Genomic DNA, 16935 nt, shown 5'->3' with positions numbered 1-16935 from the left:
GGACTTATCAATGGCATTGTTTTTAAAAGTTTCGAACTCACTGAACAGTTTATCATCCGGACTGGCGCAAAACCTCCGCGATGCAGGCAACAGTGTGTTCCAGCCTCACTATATCATTACCCAAACGGAAGGGATGAACAACTGGCTGAAACTCCAGCTGGCCAGCCACCTGGGCATTGCAGCCAACTGCCGCTTCATGAAGCCCAACGACCTGCTCTACCAGCTGTACGTAGTGCTGGGAGGGCCGCATTCAGAAGTGCTGTCGCCGCAAAACCTCAGCTGGCTGGTATTTAAACTGCTCGGCCAGGAAGAGTTCATCGCCAAATACCCGAAAGTTGCCGCCTACTATACGGCCGATGAAACGGAAAGTGACCTGAAACGTATGGCCCTCGCAGAAAAAGTAGCCGATCTGTTTGACCAGTACCAGGTGTACCGCCCGGAAATGATCCAGGCATGGACCTTTACCGATACCCCCGAACTGGCCACCGCCGGATGGCAACACTGGCTGTGGGTAAAAGTAAAACAACTCTCCGGCGGCTCGCTTCCGGATAAAACCATCGTAGGGAATTTTATCCTCGACGCCCTCCGCAGCAACAGCCCGAAAACAGGACTGCTCACCCGCATGCCGGTCGTACACCTGTTTGGCTTATCCATCATCACCGCTTATCACGTAAAAATATTGCACGAACTGTCGTCTTTTATAGACGTGCATTTTCATATCATCAACCCTTCTCCGGTTGTATTCTGGTTCGACGACCGCAACGAAAAACAACTGGCCCGCTGGCGGCAAAAAGGTCTCAAAGATATCCAGGACTCCAAAGCAGGCAACGCCCTCCTCACCGGCTGGGGACGGGTTATACAGGACAGCTTCGGCCTCTTCTTTACATACGATGCCTTCATCAACGCCTACGAAGAAATTGATACCGTGGAACCGGAACCGGATAGTCTCCTGCATAAAATACAATACGATATCTTCACCGCGGCAGCCACCACGGCCGACCGGCAGCTGATCACACCGCAGGATATCCGCGACGGCTCCATTACCATCAACGCCTGCTACACCGTATCCCGCGAAGTGGAAGTGCTCTACAACTACCTGGTACACCTGGTAGCGCAACGGAAAGAAGCCTTATCGCCCCGCGACATCGTGGTAATGGTAAGTGATATAGATGCCTATGCGCCCTATATCAAAGCCGTTTTCAACAACGCGCCTTATACCTTCCGGTATACGATTGCGGATGAAAGTTACACCGACAACGACAATCTCTTTAACGCCCTGCATGCGGTCCTCACCATGAATGAAGAAAACTTCAAATCGGAAGCCGTGATGCAGCTGCTCGACTTCTCCTATATCCGCAAACGCTTTAACCTCCAGGACCCGGTGCTGATCCGCCGGATTATTGAGGCCGCCAATATCCGCTTCGGCATCAACGGCAGCAAAAAGGAAGAAACGCATTTCGTGAGCTGGCAATACGGTATCCAACGCATTATGTTTGGTATTTGCATGAGTGGGGAAGAAGAATACGGCCTCGGGGAAGACAGCTTCTTCCCGTTGGATATTACCGAAGGCAGCGACGCGCACGATGTGATCCGCTTCTGCCATTTTGCAGAAGTGCTCATGTCGTCTATCCTCGACAGGCGGCGCCCACGCACCATTGTGGAGTGGGTTGCCTATACCGAAAGGGTATTGCATAATATCGTGTACGAACCAGTAGATGATATCGACGAAGATTATAACACCCTCATCAAACAGCTCACCGCCTACAACGCGCTAAACGAATTTATGAGCGAAAAAGTAACCTTCGAAGTGTTTAGCCACAGCTTCCTGGACACGCTTACCGGCAGCACCCGCGCAGGATTGTTCGTAAACGGCGGCGTCACTTTCTGCTCGCTCATTCCGATGCGCAGTATCCCCTTCAAAGTGGTGGCGCTGATGGGACTGAACTACAATAAGTTTCCCCGTCGCGAAAATAAGTCGAGCTTTAACCTCATGGAAAAAGACCGGCAAAAAGGCGACCGTAATGTGAAGGAAAATGATAAGCACCTGTTCCTCGAAACCCTGCTTTCAGCAAGGGAATACCTGTATATCAGCTATATCGGGAAAGATGCAAAGGATAATACGGACCTTCCGCCATCCGTGCTGGTAGACGAACTGGTAGACTATATAGAAGCCGGTACAGCCGCGCCGGAAGCCGTGCGCAGCGAACTGGTTACATTGCAACCTTTACAAAGCTTCAGCAGGAAATATGCCGGTACAGATAGCCGTCTTTTTTCCTATCTGAGCAATAAGGATACCGGCAAAAAAACATATCTCAACGAAAATAAAATTACTACTCCCTTAACCTTCGAAGAAATTACCCTGGAAGAACTGATCAGCTTCTTTAAAAATCCTTTCCGGGCTTATTACAATAAAGTACTGGGCATCCGGTATAACGACAGCCAGCTGCTGCTCAGCGAAACGGAGATCTTTGGTCTCAACAGGCTGCAGCAATGGTCTGTTAAAAATGAACTGCTGCCGGCTGCCGGCGATAAAAAGAATACACTGCAAACCACGCTGGTAAAAAAAGGCAAACTTCCGCTCCGCAATATGGCTACCGTTTCTATTCAAAAAATGGAAGAAATGGTAGTACCCGTGCGCAGCCTGTACGAAGCCGTTACCAAAGGCGCGGAAGAAAAACGCATTACCGTTGAATTACCGGTACATAACAGCATGCTGAAAGGAAATCTGCGGATCTTTGATCAAACCCTGGTGCAGGTGTCGTGGTCAAAAAAAGAGAGCAAATACCTGGTAGAGGCCTATCTCCGTTATCTCGCAGGAAAAGCGGCAGGCGTGGTAACAGATCTCTGCTATATTTCCGGTGCTAAAAAAGAAGATGCTTTCCAGGCGATCCCATTAACATCTGAAGAGGCATTGAGGAGATTAACGGAAATTGTAAAAGTTTATAAGACGGGCTTCAGCAAAATAATATCCTTTTATCCCGACCTGGAAATCACGGAAAAAGATTGGCTCTCCATGGACCTTAAAAAGTTCAGGGATAAAATATCCGGGATGATCGACCGGCAGGAATCGCCGGACCCATATCTCGTGCAGGTATATGAGCAGGGATTTTTTGAGAAAGAAGAAGCATTAACCGGCTACCTCGATATTTATGAGCTGCTGATATTGCCGTTAACAACCCTGCTGCCGGCTTATTTAGAAACACCCGATAAAGAGAAATGATCGATAGCATTATATATAAACAGTTTGACGCAGGCACCGTTCCGCTGGAAGGCAGCAACCTCATTGAGGCCAGCGCCGGCACCGGTAAAACGTACTCCATCGCGATACTGGTTTTACGGTTGATACTGGAGCAAAAGCTGTCTGTCAAAGAAATCCTGATGGTTACCTTTACCCGCGCGGCGGTAGCAGAACTGGAAGAAAGGATCCGGCTGTTTATCCGGCAGGCGTACAAAGTAAGCCGTGGACAGGAAATCAGCGATCAGAAAATTATGGACCTGGTGTTCAGCGTAATCGACTTCGATGATCCGCGCCCCGTGCAGCAGCTGTTGCGCGACGCCATCCTGTTGCTCGATGAAACGGCTGTACTTACCATCCATGGCTTCTGCCAGCAAACACTGAATGAATTTGCGTTTGAAACCAACCAGCTGTTTGGCGCCACCATGGTACCTGATCTCACGCCGGTTATTGAAAACGAACTGAATAAATTCTGGCGCAGGAGTGTAACCACGCTCAACGCTGCCCTGCTGGAACAGATCTGGGATGAGGACATGAAAACGGAGATGCTCAACGTGATCAAAGAACATCTCAGCGGAAAGAAATTCCTGGGCTACCGGGAAGATACTCCCGACGATATCAGCGAAACCCTGCAGGAACAATGGATGCAGGAGCTACAGCAGTTAATGACAAAAGAACAGGCAGCGAACGAAGCGTTGTATGCATACATTACTGCCAACAACGCGCACCTTGCCGCAGCCTGTGCTACCAATCATAATACCCGGAAAGAATGGCCTGAACTGATTTCCCAACCGGAGCTGCTGGTAAAAAGGATCCGGAGTAAAAGAAGCAGCGCCAAATACATTGAGAAAGTTTTTGCAGACTTATTACCGGCAATTGACCAGGCAGATGAAATCAGCAAACAACTGCTGGAGCATCAACAATTGATCCGCCGGCAGGTGTATTATGCCGCCATCAAGGAAATCAGCGAACAGGTACGCGCCTTCAAAGAGCGCAGCAACATGATGGGCTATGATGACCTGATCAATAACCTGCATACCGCTTTAGTAAAGAATAACAACGAAGAACTGATTGCTTCCCTGCAAAATAAATACAAGGCCGTTTTTGTGGATGAATTCCAGGACACCGATAAAGAACAGTTTGAAATATTCGATCGTGCCTTCGGCCAGAACACGATCCTGTTCTACATCGGTGATCCCAAGCAGAGTATTTACGCCTGGCGCAAAGCCGACATATTTACCTATTTCAATGCCCGCAACGGGGTACAACATGTTTACGACATGAACCAGAATTTCCGCTCGTCGGAAAACATGATCCGTGCCATGAACGTATTCTTTAAACCCACCCCGGACTTTCCAACATTTGATTTCACGGAGGAAAGCGACAGCATTGACTATATAGAAGTACACAGTCCTGATAATAATAAGAAAGGCTATCTCTATAAAGGCAATACACCGGATACACCTATTGAAGTAATTGCCTGCGATAAAAAAGAAACCATCTGCAACAGCGTAGCCGCGCAAATTGCGCAGCTGCTGCTGAATAAGGACTACCGCATAGAAAATAAAGAGGACTCCCGCTCCATCGTTCCGTCAGACATTGGTATTCTCGTGCGCACAGGGCAGGAAGGCAGGGACATTAAACATGCCCTGGCGAAGTTGGGCATCCCGGCCGTTACCATCGACGAAGCCAGGGTGCTGAGGTCCGCGGAGGCACAGCAATTACTGCACCTGCTGGAAGCGATGGAAACACCGGACCGCTCATCTATTAACCGCGCATTGCTCGGTTCATTTACCGGCTACAACAGTCAAACCATCCTGCAACTGGACGATGAAACCATGCTGGACCTGTTTGCCAAGTACCGCACCTTATGGCAGCGCGATGGCGCGTACACGGCGCTCATGGAGTTTATTGCAGATTTCAGCGTGCGCCAGGTATTGCTCGATGGCCACACTGAAAACGGCGAACGGATCATCACCAACCTGTACCAGCTATCAGAACTGGTACACCAGGTGCAAAGCCGGAAAAACCTTTCCATGCGCGATCTTATCTCCTGGCTCAAACGCGGCATCGATGGCATGACCACCGATGGAGATGAATATGCACAGCGCGTGGAAAGTGATGAAGATGCCGTGAACATAGTAACTATCCATAAAAGTAAAGGGCTGGAATACAAAATAGTGATGGCGCCTTTCCTGGATTTTGTAGAGAAATCGAAAATTGAATTTGTGAGTTTCCGTGATCCGGCAACCGGCGATTACCTGGGCACACAAAAAGCCCTGCTCACGGAAGAGCAGTTAAAAGCCTATCAACACCAGCAGGAACAGGAAAACCGCCGCCTGATATATGTAGCCATTACCCGCGCAGTATATAAATGTTATCTCTTTAAAAACTGTTATCATGCTTTTAAAGATTCGTCGCTGTCGGTTTTCCTGAAAGCACTGGCGGCCGAAGCGCCGGATGCCTCCCTGATACAGCTGCAGGGCCCCGTACCCGAAACGCCGGCAGAAAGCTATCGCCAGCAGCTCCACAAAGGCCAGCTGGCAGTGAGCCTCGCGCCGGTATCCTTTCAATTGAAAGAACAAAACTGGCGGAAGATGAGCTATACCATGCTGGCGGCAAAGCCGGAACACCAGCCACGGGTGCGCTCCTTCCTGCAAGCCGACCCTTACGATAACTTTATATTTACCACCCTGCGCAGAGGCGCTAAAACCGGTAACCTGCTGCACTTTATCTTTGAAAGCATCAACTTCTCCGATAGCAGTAAATGGGAACACTGGCTGGAAGAAGCCATCCGGAAATTTGTGCCCGGCCAGCGGGAGGTATATCTCGAACGGCTGCACGAAATGCTGCAACATGTGATGTACTCTACAATACATATCGATGGCGCCAGTTTCCAGCTGGCATCGGTAGGGCGGCAGCAGCGGCTGGCAGAATTTGAATTTGATTTCCCGGTGCCGGTGTTTAAGTCGAACCTGCTCAATAATCTTTCAGACGACCAGGTAAGCATAAGCGTAAAACGGTTTTCAGAATACAGCAGCCAGGAGCTGGAAGGCATTATGAATGGGAAAATAGACCTGTTCTTTGAGCACCAGGGGAAGTATTATATCCTCGACTGGAAATCGAATTACCTGGGCAACAGTGTGGCCGACTACGATGCGGCGGGTTTAGCGGCAGCGATGAACGAAAACAATTACCATCTCCAGTATTTCATTTATACGGTAGCGGTAAAAAAATACCTGGAAAGCCGGATTCCTGGCTTTAATTATGAGAAGCAGTTTGGAGGCGTTATCTATTGCTTTGTACGCGGGGTCAGGAATGTGAGCGGGCAGGGAATATTTACCACGAAGCCGGATCTTAAAAAGATAAAGTTGCTGGAATCATTACTTACAAAATAAGAAAGGCTGGTCCGCAAAGACCAGCCTTTTACTTTTATGGCTTTTTGAAGATGCTTTCATCCACTGGTACATTATTTTCCAATTTGGTAATGTTGATCTTTATACCTACTGGTTCCTGTGAAATAGCGGTACCATAGTTATAACCATCCGCCGTTTTCAGGAAATTGCTGATGTCTGTTACCAGGTCCATCTGTTGTCCCTGGATTTCCAGCGAATTGGATGTTCTCAACACATTACCCGTTACAGGGTCTACAAAGCAGGTAGTGGCGTTGCCGTTAGTGTAGGTAACTTTCACTTTGGCAAGTTTAGCGCCATTCACTGTGTCGGCGGACAGCAGCTCCAGTTTGTTACCTTTCTCATTATAGCGGTAAAAATCACCGGTCAGATCCAGTTGTTTGCCCAACGCCTTAATGGTGGCGGAGTCCATGTCTTCCGGATTAGTTTTACCCATTACCGGCATCTGCATCCAACCGCCGGCATCCGTTAACACCTGGATATTGGTGGTACCCATCGCTGTAAATTCCAGGCGCATGGCTTTGTCTTGCAACACCCATCTTTTGAAGGGAAAATTCATTCCCTGCATTTCCATGGTACCCTCTGCATACTGGGTTTTCAGTGTTTTCAACTTATCGGCGCCGCCGAGTGCCGCCACGTTTTTATTAACGATATCCTCCAGGGATTGCGCCTGTGTGATGATGCCTGAAAATATTACGAGCAGCAGCAGTGCGATTCTTTTTGTGTTCATCATAACCGTTAGATATAGGTTTATTTCACACAAATTAATTATCTCCCGGAAGAAAAACAAAAGCCGGGGAATTAAAACAGCCAGACGCCATTCATCATAGCTACGCCGCAGGTAGTTTCAAACGAGTTCACGTAGTTATCCGGGGTTCTGTGCCACCACTGGCCCCACATAAGACCATTGGAGTTACGGTAGTTCCATGCCTCCGCGGCGTTGTAGTTAAGCCAGGAGGCATAAGTACCCTGGTAGCTATGGTCCTTTACAAACCTGCAGGCCCAGCGGGCAAAGATGGCTTTGAAGCCCTGGCAGTCTTCGTTGTCATATTCATCCGGAAGCAGGCCCTGTGCGTTGCACATACTGATTTTCGTATAGTCCATGGCTTTAGCCCCCATTGCCTTGTAGTTATTGGAGGGGTAGGAGTTATGGAGCATGCTACAGGCGCCGATAAAAGTACCCTGGGTATAGGTACGGGCACCTTCGGTAATTACGCCGGCAGCGTTCATGGCGCCTTTCACCTCGCCGGTGCCGGGTACATACAACTTAGTGACCATCCAGTCGACGATTTGTTTGGCTTTGGTTTTATAAGCCGCGTCGCCGGTAGCCTGGTAGAGATACATAGCGCAAATGGCGGCGGGCGCATTTACGCAGGCATTTTTGGTATTGTTGGCGGTGGTCCACCACAGGCCGCCACCCAGGTTGGTGTCCCATGCGCGGTTCCATACCATATCGAAATTGTTTTTGGCCATATCTTTCATGCCGCCGTCGTTGGTGATCTGGAAGGCACGGATGCACATTAATGCGCCCCAGATCACGTCGTCGTTGTAGATGTTCGAGGTCCAGAGCAGGCCATAGGCATCGCGCATACCGTTGTACAGGTACACCATTTTGTTTTTGAGATCTGCATCGTTGTTGATATTGTATGCATCAATCAGGGTTTCGATGGCTTCTGCCTGCCGCCAGAAATCCATCCGGCCGGTATGGTTTACATCTGAATAGTAATAGGCTTTAAACGACGGGCCATAGGAGCCGTACTGGTGATAAAATGCGTTGTTGTAGCATTGCATTGCCAGCAGCGCTTCAGATTTTACGGGTTGAACGGAGTTAATTGCCACCAGGCTGGAAGCAGTGCCTTCGGGGGTATTTTCGGAAGATTTGATCATTTCCGGCTTCTTACAGCCAGTAACCATAAATGCCAGGAGGAGCACTGCCATGCAGGTGCTGCGGAAAAGTGTTTGAGTTTTCATGTTTTTCAGTTTTGTGGAATAAAAAGATATCAGGTTTTCAATGTGCTCAGCCAGTCGTATATAAAGCCGTATAACTCAATAGGGGATGAGCCTGCGCGCTCATAACAGTGGAACCGGGTTTTGCGCAGGTGCTCACATACGAGGACAGGTATACAACCGGTAATTACTTACAACCGGTAAAAATATTTTTTGGGAGATGCTAGCGGGGATGGCTACACGAAAGGGGGAATCTTATAACTGCACCTGGCTGTTGACCAGCTGAATAATTTCTTCGTGGATTTCCCGTATCGGGCGCATTTGTGCCGCTTCATTATAGCAGGTGATCCTGTTAATAGTTTTATCGGTTACCAACAGTGCATCATATTCCTTTTTCACGGCCAGCTGCAGGGAGAAGTCCGCTTCATGGATATCATCTTTTCCCTGGAGGTATTCCCGGTCTTCGTTTGCGCGTCTTTTAGTCAGCGCCGACTCGGTGAACGAAAACGGTACATCGAGGTAAATGGAGAAATGTGGCTTGGGGATTTTATTATAGTTGTATTCAAATTCATTGATCCAGTTGCGCAGGTATTGTTTTTCTTCGTTGGTATGGAGTTTAGCGCACTGAAAAGCAATGTTTGACAGCACGTACCTGTCTACCAGTACAAAATAACCATCGTTCAGCCATTGGTTGATGGTGGTGGAAAATTCTTTACGGTCTTCTGCAAACAACAGGGCTACCAGTTGTGGGTGCACGTTTTTCACGTCGCCAAATTCACCACGCAGGAATTTAGCGATGAGTTCCCCAAACATGCCCTGGTTGCTCCGCGGGAAATGTACAAACCTGGTCTTCTCATTTTTAGACTCGAGGTATTTCGTCAGCAGGTCAATCTGCGTTGATTTCCCTGCGCCATCTAAACCTTCTACCGCTATAAATTTGCTGCTTTTATCCATTATGGAACGATTGTTAATCCGGAAGTTAAAGAAAATCCTTCGTGAGTGGGCGTACAATGGCACTGCTTCCAATAAAAAAAGCCTGGTAAAGTTACCAGGCTTTTTTGCTCCCCCTGCTGGACTTGAACCAGCGACCCTCTGATTAACAGTCAGATGCTCTAACCAACTGAGCTAAGGAGGAATATGACTATAAGCCCATTCAGATGAAGATGTCTTATAGATGCTCACCTTTTTGTGAACATCGGCGGCAAATCTAGTTAAATATTTGATTAAATGTGCAGGTTATATTGATTTTTATTGGATGATGTAGAAATCGCCTACGGAGGAAGGGGACTGCCCGATAGTAGTTTCGGTCAACTTACCATCTTTCTTTGCTAAAATTGCATATGGAAATATTATATGAAATACTTAATATTGTCTCACTCCCTTTTTTGCCTGAAAAATATCAACCAATTCTGTAAATAAAATCATGGGGTTAAAAAGTATCGACAATGAAGAAGAAATACTGACGCAAATCGCCGGCGGCAGCCAGCAAGCATTTGCCAGGCTTTTTCACGGCTATGTAAATCAGGCCGGGCGTATTGTTTATACGATTGTTGGCTCCAGGGAACAAACAGAAGAAATTTTGCAGGACATCTTTATAAAGCTGTGGAAAGACCGGGAAAAACTCACTTCGGTAAAACAGTTCAACGCTTACCTTTTTATTCTTCTTCGAAATCATACCCTTAATTACCTGACAAGCCTGGTGGCGGAAAGAAAGAAGCAGGAGCAGTATGCGCTCTTTGCCCAAAAGCAGGAAGATAAGGCGCCAGGCTATCCCGATAACCGCCTCGATATGCTGGATAAGGCTATTGATGCGCTACCCATGCAGCAGAAAACAGTTTTCCTGTTGCGGGCGCAGGGATACCGGAACCCGGAAATTGCCCACCGGATGAATTTGTCCACCGATTCTGTAAAGAAATATAACCAGCTTGCGATTAAATTTATTTACCGGTATATGAAAGTGAGGGAAACAATTTTCTTGTCCCTGCTGGCTATCCGGTTGTTCAAATAAATTTTTCATCTCCATATCTCCTTTTACACCCCCTTTACTGTCTTATATATTGGGCACCTACTTTAAGCCGCTATTATGCAGGAAGACAGGTTAATATACTTATACCAAAAAGCCGTTAACAACAGCATTTCCAAAGAAGAACGGGAAGAGCTGCTTGTTTTACTGGCTGATCCTGAGGCGAAGCAGCTTTATCATCAACTGTTTGACTGGGGCGCCAGGCAAACAACCCCGCAGGAGGACTTATTTTCACCACAGCAGGCCGGTGCTTTACTGGACCGCATTAACAAGGTGAATGAGCCCGGCAACCGCAGTAGTATATTTAAGTTGAGGCCAACACTTACATGGACAGCTGCCGCGGCTGTAACGTTGTTATTAGGGCTGGCTTCCTACCAGTTGTTTTACAGGCCCGCGCCGCCGGTAAAGGTCAACAGGGAAATTGCGCAAATAACACCGCAACCACCTGCGAAGGCACATGTAATGCTTACTTTGTCTGACGGCAGACAGGTAGCCCTCGACAGTGCCGCAACAGAGCAAATAATTGAGCAAAAAGGCATCCACGCAGTGAACAGCGGAAAAGGAGCGCTTACCTATGCCAGGCCAACCGGAAACGATGCAGCGCAGCCGGAGATTGTATTTAATACCCTTACCACGCCGCGGGGAAAGTATTATAAGATCATACTTCCGGATGGTACCCGGGTTTCTTTAAATGCCGCTTCGTCCCTTCGCTATCCTACCATTTTCAGCGATGGTCAGCGCAAGGTAGAACTAACCGGTGAGGCATATTTTGATATCGCCAAAGATGCCGGCCAACCATTTGTAGTAGTAACGGGAAAGCAGGTTATTGCTGTACTGGGCACGGCTTTCAACGTGAAAGCATATGCCGATGAATCTTATATTAAAACTACCCTGGTAGAAGGCCGCATAAAGATTGATCCCAGGAATGGAACGGAAGCAAAGTTGCTTAATCCTGGAGAACAGGCCATACTGGAAAATAACCAGTTGCAAATCAGGAAAACAGATACCAGGGAAGATATCTCCTGGATGTCTGACATGTTTTATTTTTCAGACACCGACCTTCACGCTGTTGCACACCAACTGCAGCGCTGGTATGATATTGAAGTGGATTATTCGTCCCTTCCGAACGCAAAATTATATGGGCAGCTGCCCCGCAGTACACCACTGTTACAATTACTGAGAGCTATAGAGAAAACAAGTGACATAAAACTAAAAATGAGCAATAACCGGGTATTAACCGCGCATTAACCGCGCATTAATACCGTTTTTTTATCAACCAACAGTCAATCCTTTAAAATCACATTTATGGAAATTAAACGTGGCCACTTTGTGGGCCATTGGAAGCGTTATGCCTGCAGCCTAATGCTTGCGGCCTTCTATTCCCTGGCAACAGCCGCTGCTGTTTTCTCACAGCAGGTAAGCCTGCGGGTTACCGATGCCAGGCTTGAACAGGTGCTCGCTTCCATCAGAGCCCAAACGAATTATTCCTTTGTTTTCGATGCCAGGTTTAACCGGAACGCTTTGCCGGTAACCGTTAATATCAAAGAAGCGCCGCTTCAGAAAGCACTGGAAGAAGTATTTAAAGATCAGCCATTCACTTTTGAAATAAACGATAAAATTGTAACGGTACTCTCTTCCCGCCAGGGACAGGCCGCCGTTGTATCGTTGTCAGGTAAAATCCTGAGCCCCGACAACCAGCCAATCATTGGCGCCACTGTGATAGTACAGGGCTCCCGGCAAGGCGCTACCGCAGATGAAAATGGTAAGTTTACACTCAACGGCGTTCCTGAAGATGCTACCATCGTTATTTCATCCATTGGTTTCAACACCCTGTTGCTCCGTTTGAACGACGGCGTGCTAACCACTGCCGGTAAAGAGTTTAAAAGTCAGCTGGTGAGAAATACCCCGCAAAACCTGCTGATCACACTGCAGCCTTCTGCCTCCCAGCTCCAGGAAGTGAATGTAACCGTTGGATACGGAACGCAGAAAAGAAGGGAAACAACTTCCGCGATATCCACCATCAAAGGATCGCAGCTGCAAAATAAACCGTCCGGCTCTATAGAAGGACTGCTGCAGGGTTTGGCTCCCGGGCTGGTGGTACAGAATAATTCCGGTATGCCCGGCGGCAGAAGTATGGTACAGATCAGGGGACTTGCTTCATTTTCCAACTCCGCCAACTCCGGCGTAGTAAGTACGCCGCTCTTTATTATTGATGGCGTACCGCTTGAACAGGATGTTTTTAATCCTTCCGACCCGCGCCAGGCCATTACCAGCGTACTGGCCGGTTTCAGCCCCTTCGACCTGGAGTCCGTGGATGTATTGAAAGATGCTTCTGCCACCGCTATCTATGGATCGAGAGGCGCGAACGGCGTTATCATCATCAATACCAAACGCGGAAAAATCGGTAAGCCTATTGTATCCTTAAATACACAATATGGCCTGAGCTATTATCCGTCCCTTCGTAAAACATTAGGCGGTAAAGCAGAACGCGATTTCAAGATTGCACTGTACAATCAATACAAATCCTCTAAAGTAGGTGGCGGTTATACCGATCTGCCCATTGAGCTATCAGATAGCCTGAACAGCTTTTATAACAACTCCACCGACTGGCAGAAGTTATATTTCCGTGATGCAGATCTGAAGAATATCAACCTCGGTATCAGCGGAGCCACGGAAAACGCCAGCTACCGCTTAGGTGTAGATTATTATAAAGAGAAAGGTATTGTTCTCGGTTCGGACTTCTCCCGTTTTTCACTGACGTACAACGGCATATTTAAGCCAACGTCGAAATTAACCGTAACCGGCCGGGCCAACCTGAGCCAAACAGATGCGAGCCAGAAAAGAGGTGATACCTACAATGCCGCCGTAGTAGGCAATAACTTTTCGTCGTCCTTTCGTCCGGGCCCCAGCAGCGGATTTTTTGATGCCTTCCTCGAATCTTACAACAAAGGAGTGAACATCGACCTCACCAGGAGAGCCCTGGCGCAACTGGAAGTAAGTTATGATGTTTTTAAATTCCTCAACATTACTTCCCGCGCATCCGGCAACTATGAATTTTACCGCACGCGGACATTTGAGCCTTCTGCCACCAGGAATGATCTGAAAGCAGCCGCCTCTTATTATTCACAAGAAAAAGTAAATCTGCTTAGCGAAACATTTCTCCGTTTATACCATACGTTTGAATCAAAACATTCCTTTGACCTTGTATTAGGTAACACCATTAACACCAGCGAAAACAATAACATTTACGGCGCTGCCACCGGAGGTCCAAGTGATGCGCAACAGGTGATACTCGGCTACCCGCAGGCAAATCTTAAACTCGAAACGCATAATCTTCAATACGGGTTGCTGTCGTATTACTCCAGGCTGTCTTATAACTACAACAGGAAATACCTGCTCCAGGCAGTGGTACGTGCCGATGGTTCTTCCAAGTTCGGCAAGGATAATCAATGGGGTTATTTCCCTTCTGCTTCGGCAGGATGGGTATTTACAGAAGAGAAATTTGTCCGCAATAATATCGGCCGCTGGTTAAACTTCGGAAAGATCCGTGCCAGCATGGGAAAATCCGGTACGCAGTATGAAGACAACTACCTCGCTGTAGGCGCTTATCTTACTAAAAGCGGCGACAATGCTACCTACAACGGTATTCCATTGCTATCGCCTAACTATGGCGGCGGCAACGGGATTGCATTACCTAACCTCACCTGGCAAACTACAAAAGACCGCGGCATAGGACTGGATCTTGAATTCCTGAATAGCCGCATCACCATGGTACTGGATTATTACGATAAAAAAACCGATGGGTTCCTGTTCCCCGATGCATTGAACGGCACCAGCGGATACGCATCGCGGTATATCAATAGTGGCGCTGTACGTAACTATGGCTATGAAGCAGCTATCACCGGGTACATCACCAAACCCGGCAAAAACTTCCAGTATTCAGTAACCTTTATTGGCGCCATCAACAAAAATGAGCTGACTAAACTCCCGGATTTCGGCAGAAGCGTGTCCAGGAGCAATTATGCTGTTGGCCAGCCGTACCTGCAAATTGGTCGCCCCCTGAATGGCTTCTACCTGATGAAATACCTGGGCGTGTATCCCGATGATGCATCCGTTCCTGTTAATAAATATACCGGCAAAAAATTGTTCCCGAACGTTAGCGGTTTCTCCTCACAAGACCCTTACCACGCCGGCGACATCCGGATACTGGATGTAAACGGGGATGGCAGGATAGGCGTGCTGGATAATTCCGACAGGGTGTACAGCGGCGATCCGAATCCTAAGTTTACCGGAAGTTTCTCCCATAGCTTCAGCTATAAATTTAAAAACAACTCTAACCTGCAGCTGGATGTATTTTTCAACTATTCTGTCGGCAACAAGGTATTCAATAAAGTAAAAGCCGACCGTATCCGCGGAGTAAGCTGGACCGCCAGTGAAAACGTAAACTATCCCGGCGGACAACGAAACCTGCTGGATGTTTCCGACCTGGATTTCTGGACGCCGGAACACACCAATGCCAAATATCCCGTGTTAAATCCCTGGAGATATTATGGTACGTCGAGTTATGATTTTATAGGCAACTACGAAATCAATACTGACATGTTCCTGGAAGATGGAAGCTTTATCCGGTTGAATAATGTGAACCTCAGCTACGACTTCTCCACTGCGTTGCTGAACCGGATAAACATCCGCCGGCTGCGCGTATACGGAGGCATGAGCAACGTGTTCATTCTTACAAAATATACCGGCGTGGATCCGGAAAACGTGGATCCATACGGATATGACCTGGGCAACGGTTATCCAATCCCCTACAAATTCAACTGCGGCTTAAACTTTGAATTCTAAGCATATGAAAATAATAACTACCCGGAAAAACAAAATTGTGTGCGTACTACTGGCCTCCTTCGCATTATTATTTTCCTGTAAAAAAATACTCGACCCGGAGATCATAGAACTTCCTACTGCTGCCAATGCCATCACCTCATCTTCCGATGTTGAGAAAGGCATCGCCAGTGCCTACTCGCTGCTTCGCACAGTAGTGCCGGATAAAATCTTCCTCATGGGCGACGTGCGTGCAGATGTATTTTCCAGTTACTCGCAAAGTTCGAACGTACGCGTAGAAACCAACATCGCTACCAATACGGCATCCGCTTTATTCAACAACGGCGGCGGCAACTGGAACCAGTTCTATACTGCTATTGCACAATGTAACCTGCTGCTGGAAAAGATCCCGGCGATTACTTCCTACGATGAGTCACTGCGGAAAAGACATATTGGAGAAGCCAGCTTTATAAGGGCGCTTACTTACTTTTACCTGGTTCGTTTTTGGGGAGATGTACCGCTGAACCTGAAAAGCGTGAACACGGATAATTTATCCAGAACACCGCAGGCAGATGTATTCAACCAGATCAAAGCAGACCTGGATGTAGCCATCAGCAACCTGGAACTGGACTATGGCGACGGCGACAAGGCCGTAAGAGCAACCAGGGGCGCGGCCTGGGCGATCAAGGCACATGTACTGGGCTGGTTGCAGGACTTCGCCGGCTGCGAGAAATTATGCGACAGCGTAATCACCAAAGGCCCTTATAGTTTGGTTACAGATACCACCAATCTCCTCAGCATTTTTATTGGCAAATCGACGGAAGGCATCTTTGAGTTTAACTTCGATGCCAATTTAAGAGAAGTACAAAAGAACCGCGTATACAACAGAACATTGGGAAGGCCCTGGTACAAAGATCAATCCGATGGCGGCGGCGGAAGCGACCGTTACTTACTGTGTCCTACCAGGCAACAGATCAATGTGATGTTCACACCCGGTGCGCGGGATGCACGGTTATTCACCTGGTTTATCCGCGAAACCTATCTGCAGGGCGTGAACGAAGACCGCATCTTCCTGGGAAAATACAGAACCTTACAGTTAAAAGGTGATACTTCTACCCAGAACATCAACGAGTCTAACATTATTATTACCCGCCTGCCGGATATTATGCTGCTGCGGGCAGAAGCCCTCGCCACCCCGGCAGTTGGCCGAACAGCAGAAGCCATTGTGCTTCTTAATAAAGTACGGGAGCGCGCATTTGCCACACCTTATACCGGCGGAGGAAACCTGCAGGATACCATCCTGCTTGAACGTAAAAAAGAGCTGCTTGGAGAAGGGCAATATTTCTTTGACCTGGTAAGAACAAGAAAGCTGGATAAGGATTCGAAAATTACGGATGGCGACTGGTTCAAAAAAGGCGCATGGCTGTTACCAATCGACCAGGGTATCATTGCCAAAAGCAATTTCATGATTACACAGAATGAATTCTGGAAATAAT

The 16935-nt window shown here is 47.9% G+C and carries 9 protein-coding genes and 1 tRNA gene; 6 read left to right on the top strand and 4 right to left on the bottom strand.

Going from position 1 to position 16935, the window contains the following annotated elements; translation table 11 throughout:
• Nucleotides 1-10 precede the first annotated feature (10 nt).
• Entirely contained in the window at nucleotides 11-3220 is a 3210-nt protein-coding gene (gene recC / locus QFZ51_RS04290; RefSeq protein WP_429043526.1) for an exodeoxyribonuclease V subunit gamma, read from the top strand.
• Nucleotides 3217-6633 (top strand): exodeoxyribonuclease V subunit beta, encoded by a 3417-nt coding sequence (gene recB / locus QFZ51_RS04285; RefSeq protein WP_429043523.1) that lies wholly within the window; start codon nucleotides 3217-3219, stop codon nucleotides 6631-6633. Before recC ends, recB begins: the two co-directional genes overlap by 4 nt.
• A 34-nt stretch (nucleotides 6634-6667) precedes the next feature.
• Here the strand turns inward: recB and QFZ51_RS04280 are convergent, their stop codons facing one another.
• The 4 genes from QFZ51_RS04280 to QFZ51_RS04265 all read right to left on the bottom strand — a co-directional run bounded on the left by QFZ51_RS04280 (nucleotide 6668) and on the right by QFZ51_RS04265 (nucleotide 9730).
• Nucleotides 6668-7381, bottom strand: coding sequence for a hypothetical protein (locus QFZ51_RS04280; protein ID WP_429043520.1), 714 nt, complete (start codon nucleotides 7379-7381; stop codon nucleotides 6668-6670).
• A gap of 68 nt (nucleotides 7382-7449) precedes the next feature.
• Entirely contained in the window at nucleotides 7450-8619 is a 1170-nt protein-coding gene (locus QFZ51_RS04275) for a glycoside hydrolase family 76 protein (protein WP_429043519.1), read from the bottom strand.
• Between the two features lie 231 nt (nucleotides 8620-8850).
• Entirely contained in the window at nucleotides 8851-9549 is a 699-nt protein-coding gene (gene tmk, locus QFZ51_RS04270; protein WP_429043516.1) for a dTMP kinase, read from the bottom strand.
• Nucleotides 9550-9656: 107 nt separating this feature from the next.
• A tRNA-Asn gene (locus QFZ51_RS04265) sits at nucleotides 9657-9730 on the bottom strand.
• Between the two features lie 288 nt (nucleotides 9731-10018).
• Between QFZ51_RS04265 and QFZ51_RS04260 the strand changes: the two genes are divergently transcribed.
• From QFZ51_RS04260 to QFZ51_RS04245, 4 genes are all read left to right on the top strand, one after another.
• Nucleotides 10019-10603 carry a sigma-70 family RNA polymerase sigma factor gene (locus QFZ51_RS04260; protein WP_429043515.1) on the top strand — a complete coding sequence of 195 codons (585 nt, stop codon included), beginning with the start codon at nucleotides 10019-10021 and terminating at the stop codon, nucleotides 10601-10603.
• Nucleotides 10604-10678: 75 nt separating this feature from the next.
• On the top strand, nucleotides 10679-11866 hold the full coding sequence (locus QFZ51_RS04255) for a FecR family protein (protein WP_429043512.1): 1188 nt from the start codon (nucleotides 10679-10681) through the stop codon (nucleotides 11864-11866).
• A gap of 57 nt (nucleotides 11867-11923) precedes the next feature.
• The gene (locus QFZ51_RS04250; protein ID WP_429043510.1) at nucleotides 11924-15463 is read left to right on the top strand and encodes a SusC/RagA family TonB-linked outer membrane protein; all 3540 of its coding nucleotides are present in this window, start codon (nucleotides 11924-11926) and stop codon (nucleotides 15461-15463) included.
• Nucleotides 15464-15467: 4 nt separating this feature from the next.
• Nucleotides 15468-16934 carry a RagB/SusD family nutrient uptake outer membrane protein gene (locus QFZ51_RS04245; protein WP_429043507.1) on the top strand — a complete coding sequence of 489 codons (1467 nt, stop codon included), beginning with the start codon at nucleotides 15468-15470 and terminating at the stop codon, nucleotides 16932-16934.
• Nucleotide 16935: the final 1 nt, after the last annotated feature.

It is taken from the genome of Chitinophaga sp. W3I9 (assembly GCF_050434025.1).
Classification (GTDB): domain Bacteria; phylum Bacteroidota; class Bacteroidia; order Chitinophagales; family Chitinophagaceae; genus Chitinophaga.
The sequence above is the reverse complement of the archived record's forward strand: the minus strand, read 5'-3'. Positions and strand labels throughout refer to the sequence as shown.

Coding starts and splice junctions, on each gene's coding strand:
- recC (WP_429043526.1), top strand. CDS start 11: ATGGCATTGTTTTTAAAAGTTTCGAACTCACTGAACAGTTTATCATCC.
- QFZ51_RS04255 (WP_429043512.1), top strand. CDS start 10,679: ATGCAGGAAGACAGGTTAATATACTTATACCAAAAAGCCGTTAACAAC.
- QFZ51_RS04280 (WP_429043520.1), bottom strand. CDS start 7,381: ATGATGAACACAAAAAGAATCGCACTGCTGCTGCTCGTAATATTTTCA.
- QFZ51_RS04260 (WP_429043515.1), top strand. CDS start 10,019: ATGGGGTTAAAAAGTATCGACAATGAAGAAGAAATACTGACGCAAATC.
- QFZ51_RS04245 (WP_429043507.1), top strand. CDS start 15,468: ATGAAAATAATAACTACCCGGAAAAACAAAATTGTGTGCGTACTACTG.
- recB (WP_429043523.1), top strand. CDS start 3,217: ATGATCGATAGCATTATATATAAACAGTTTGACGCAGGCACCGTTCCG.
- tmk (WP_429043516.1), bottom strand. CDS start 9,549: ATGGATAAAAGCAGCAAATTTATAGCGGTAGAAGGTTTAGATGGCGCA.
- QFZ51_RS04250 (WP_429043510.1), top strand. CDS start 11,924: ATGGAAATTAAACGTGGCCACTTTGTGGGCCATTGGAAGCGTTATGCC.
- QFZ51_RS04275 (WP_429043519.1), bottom strand. CDS start 8,619: ATGAAAACTCAAACACTTTTCCGCAGCACCTGCATGGCAGTGCTCCTC.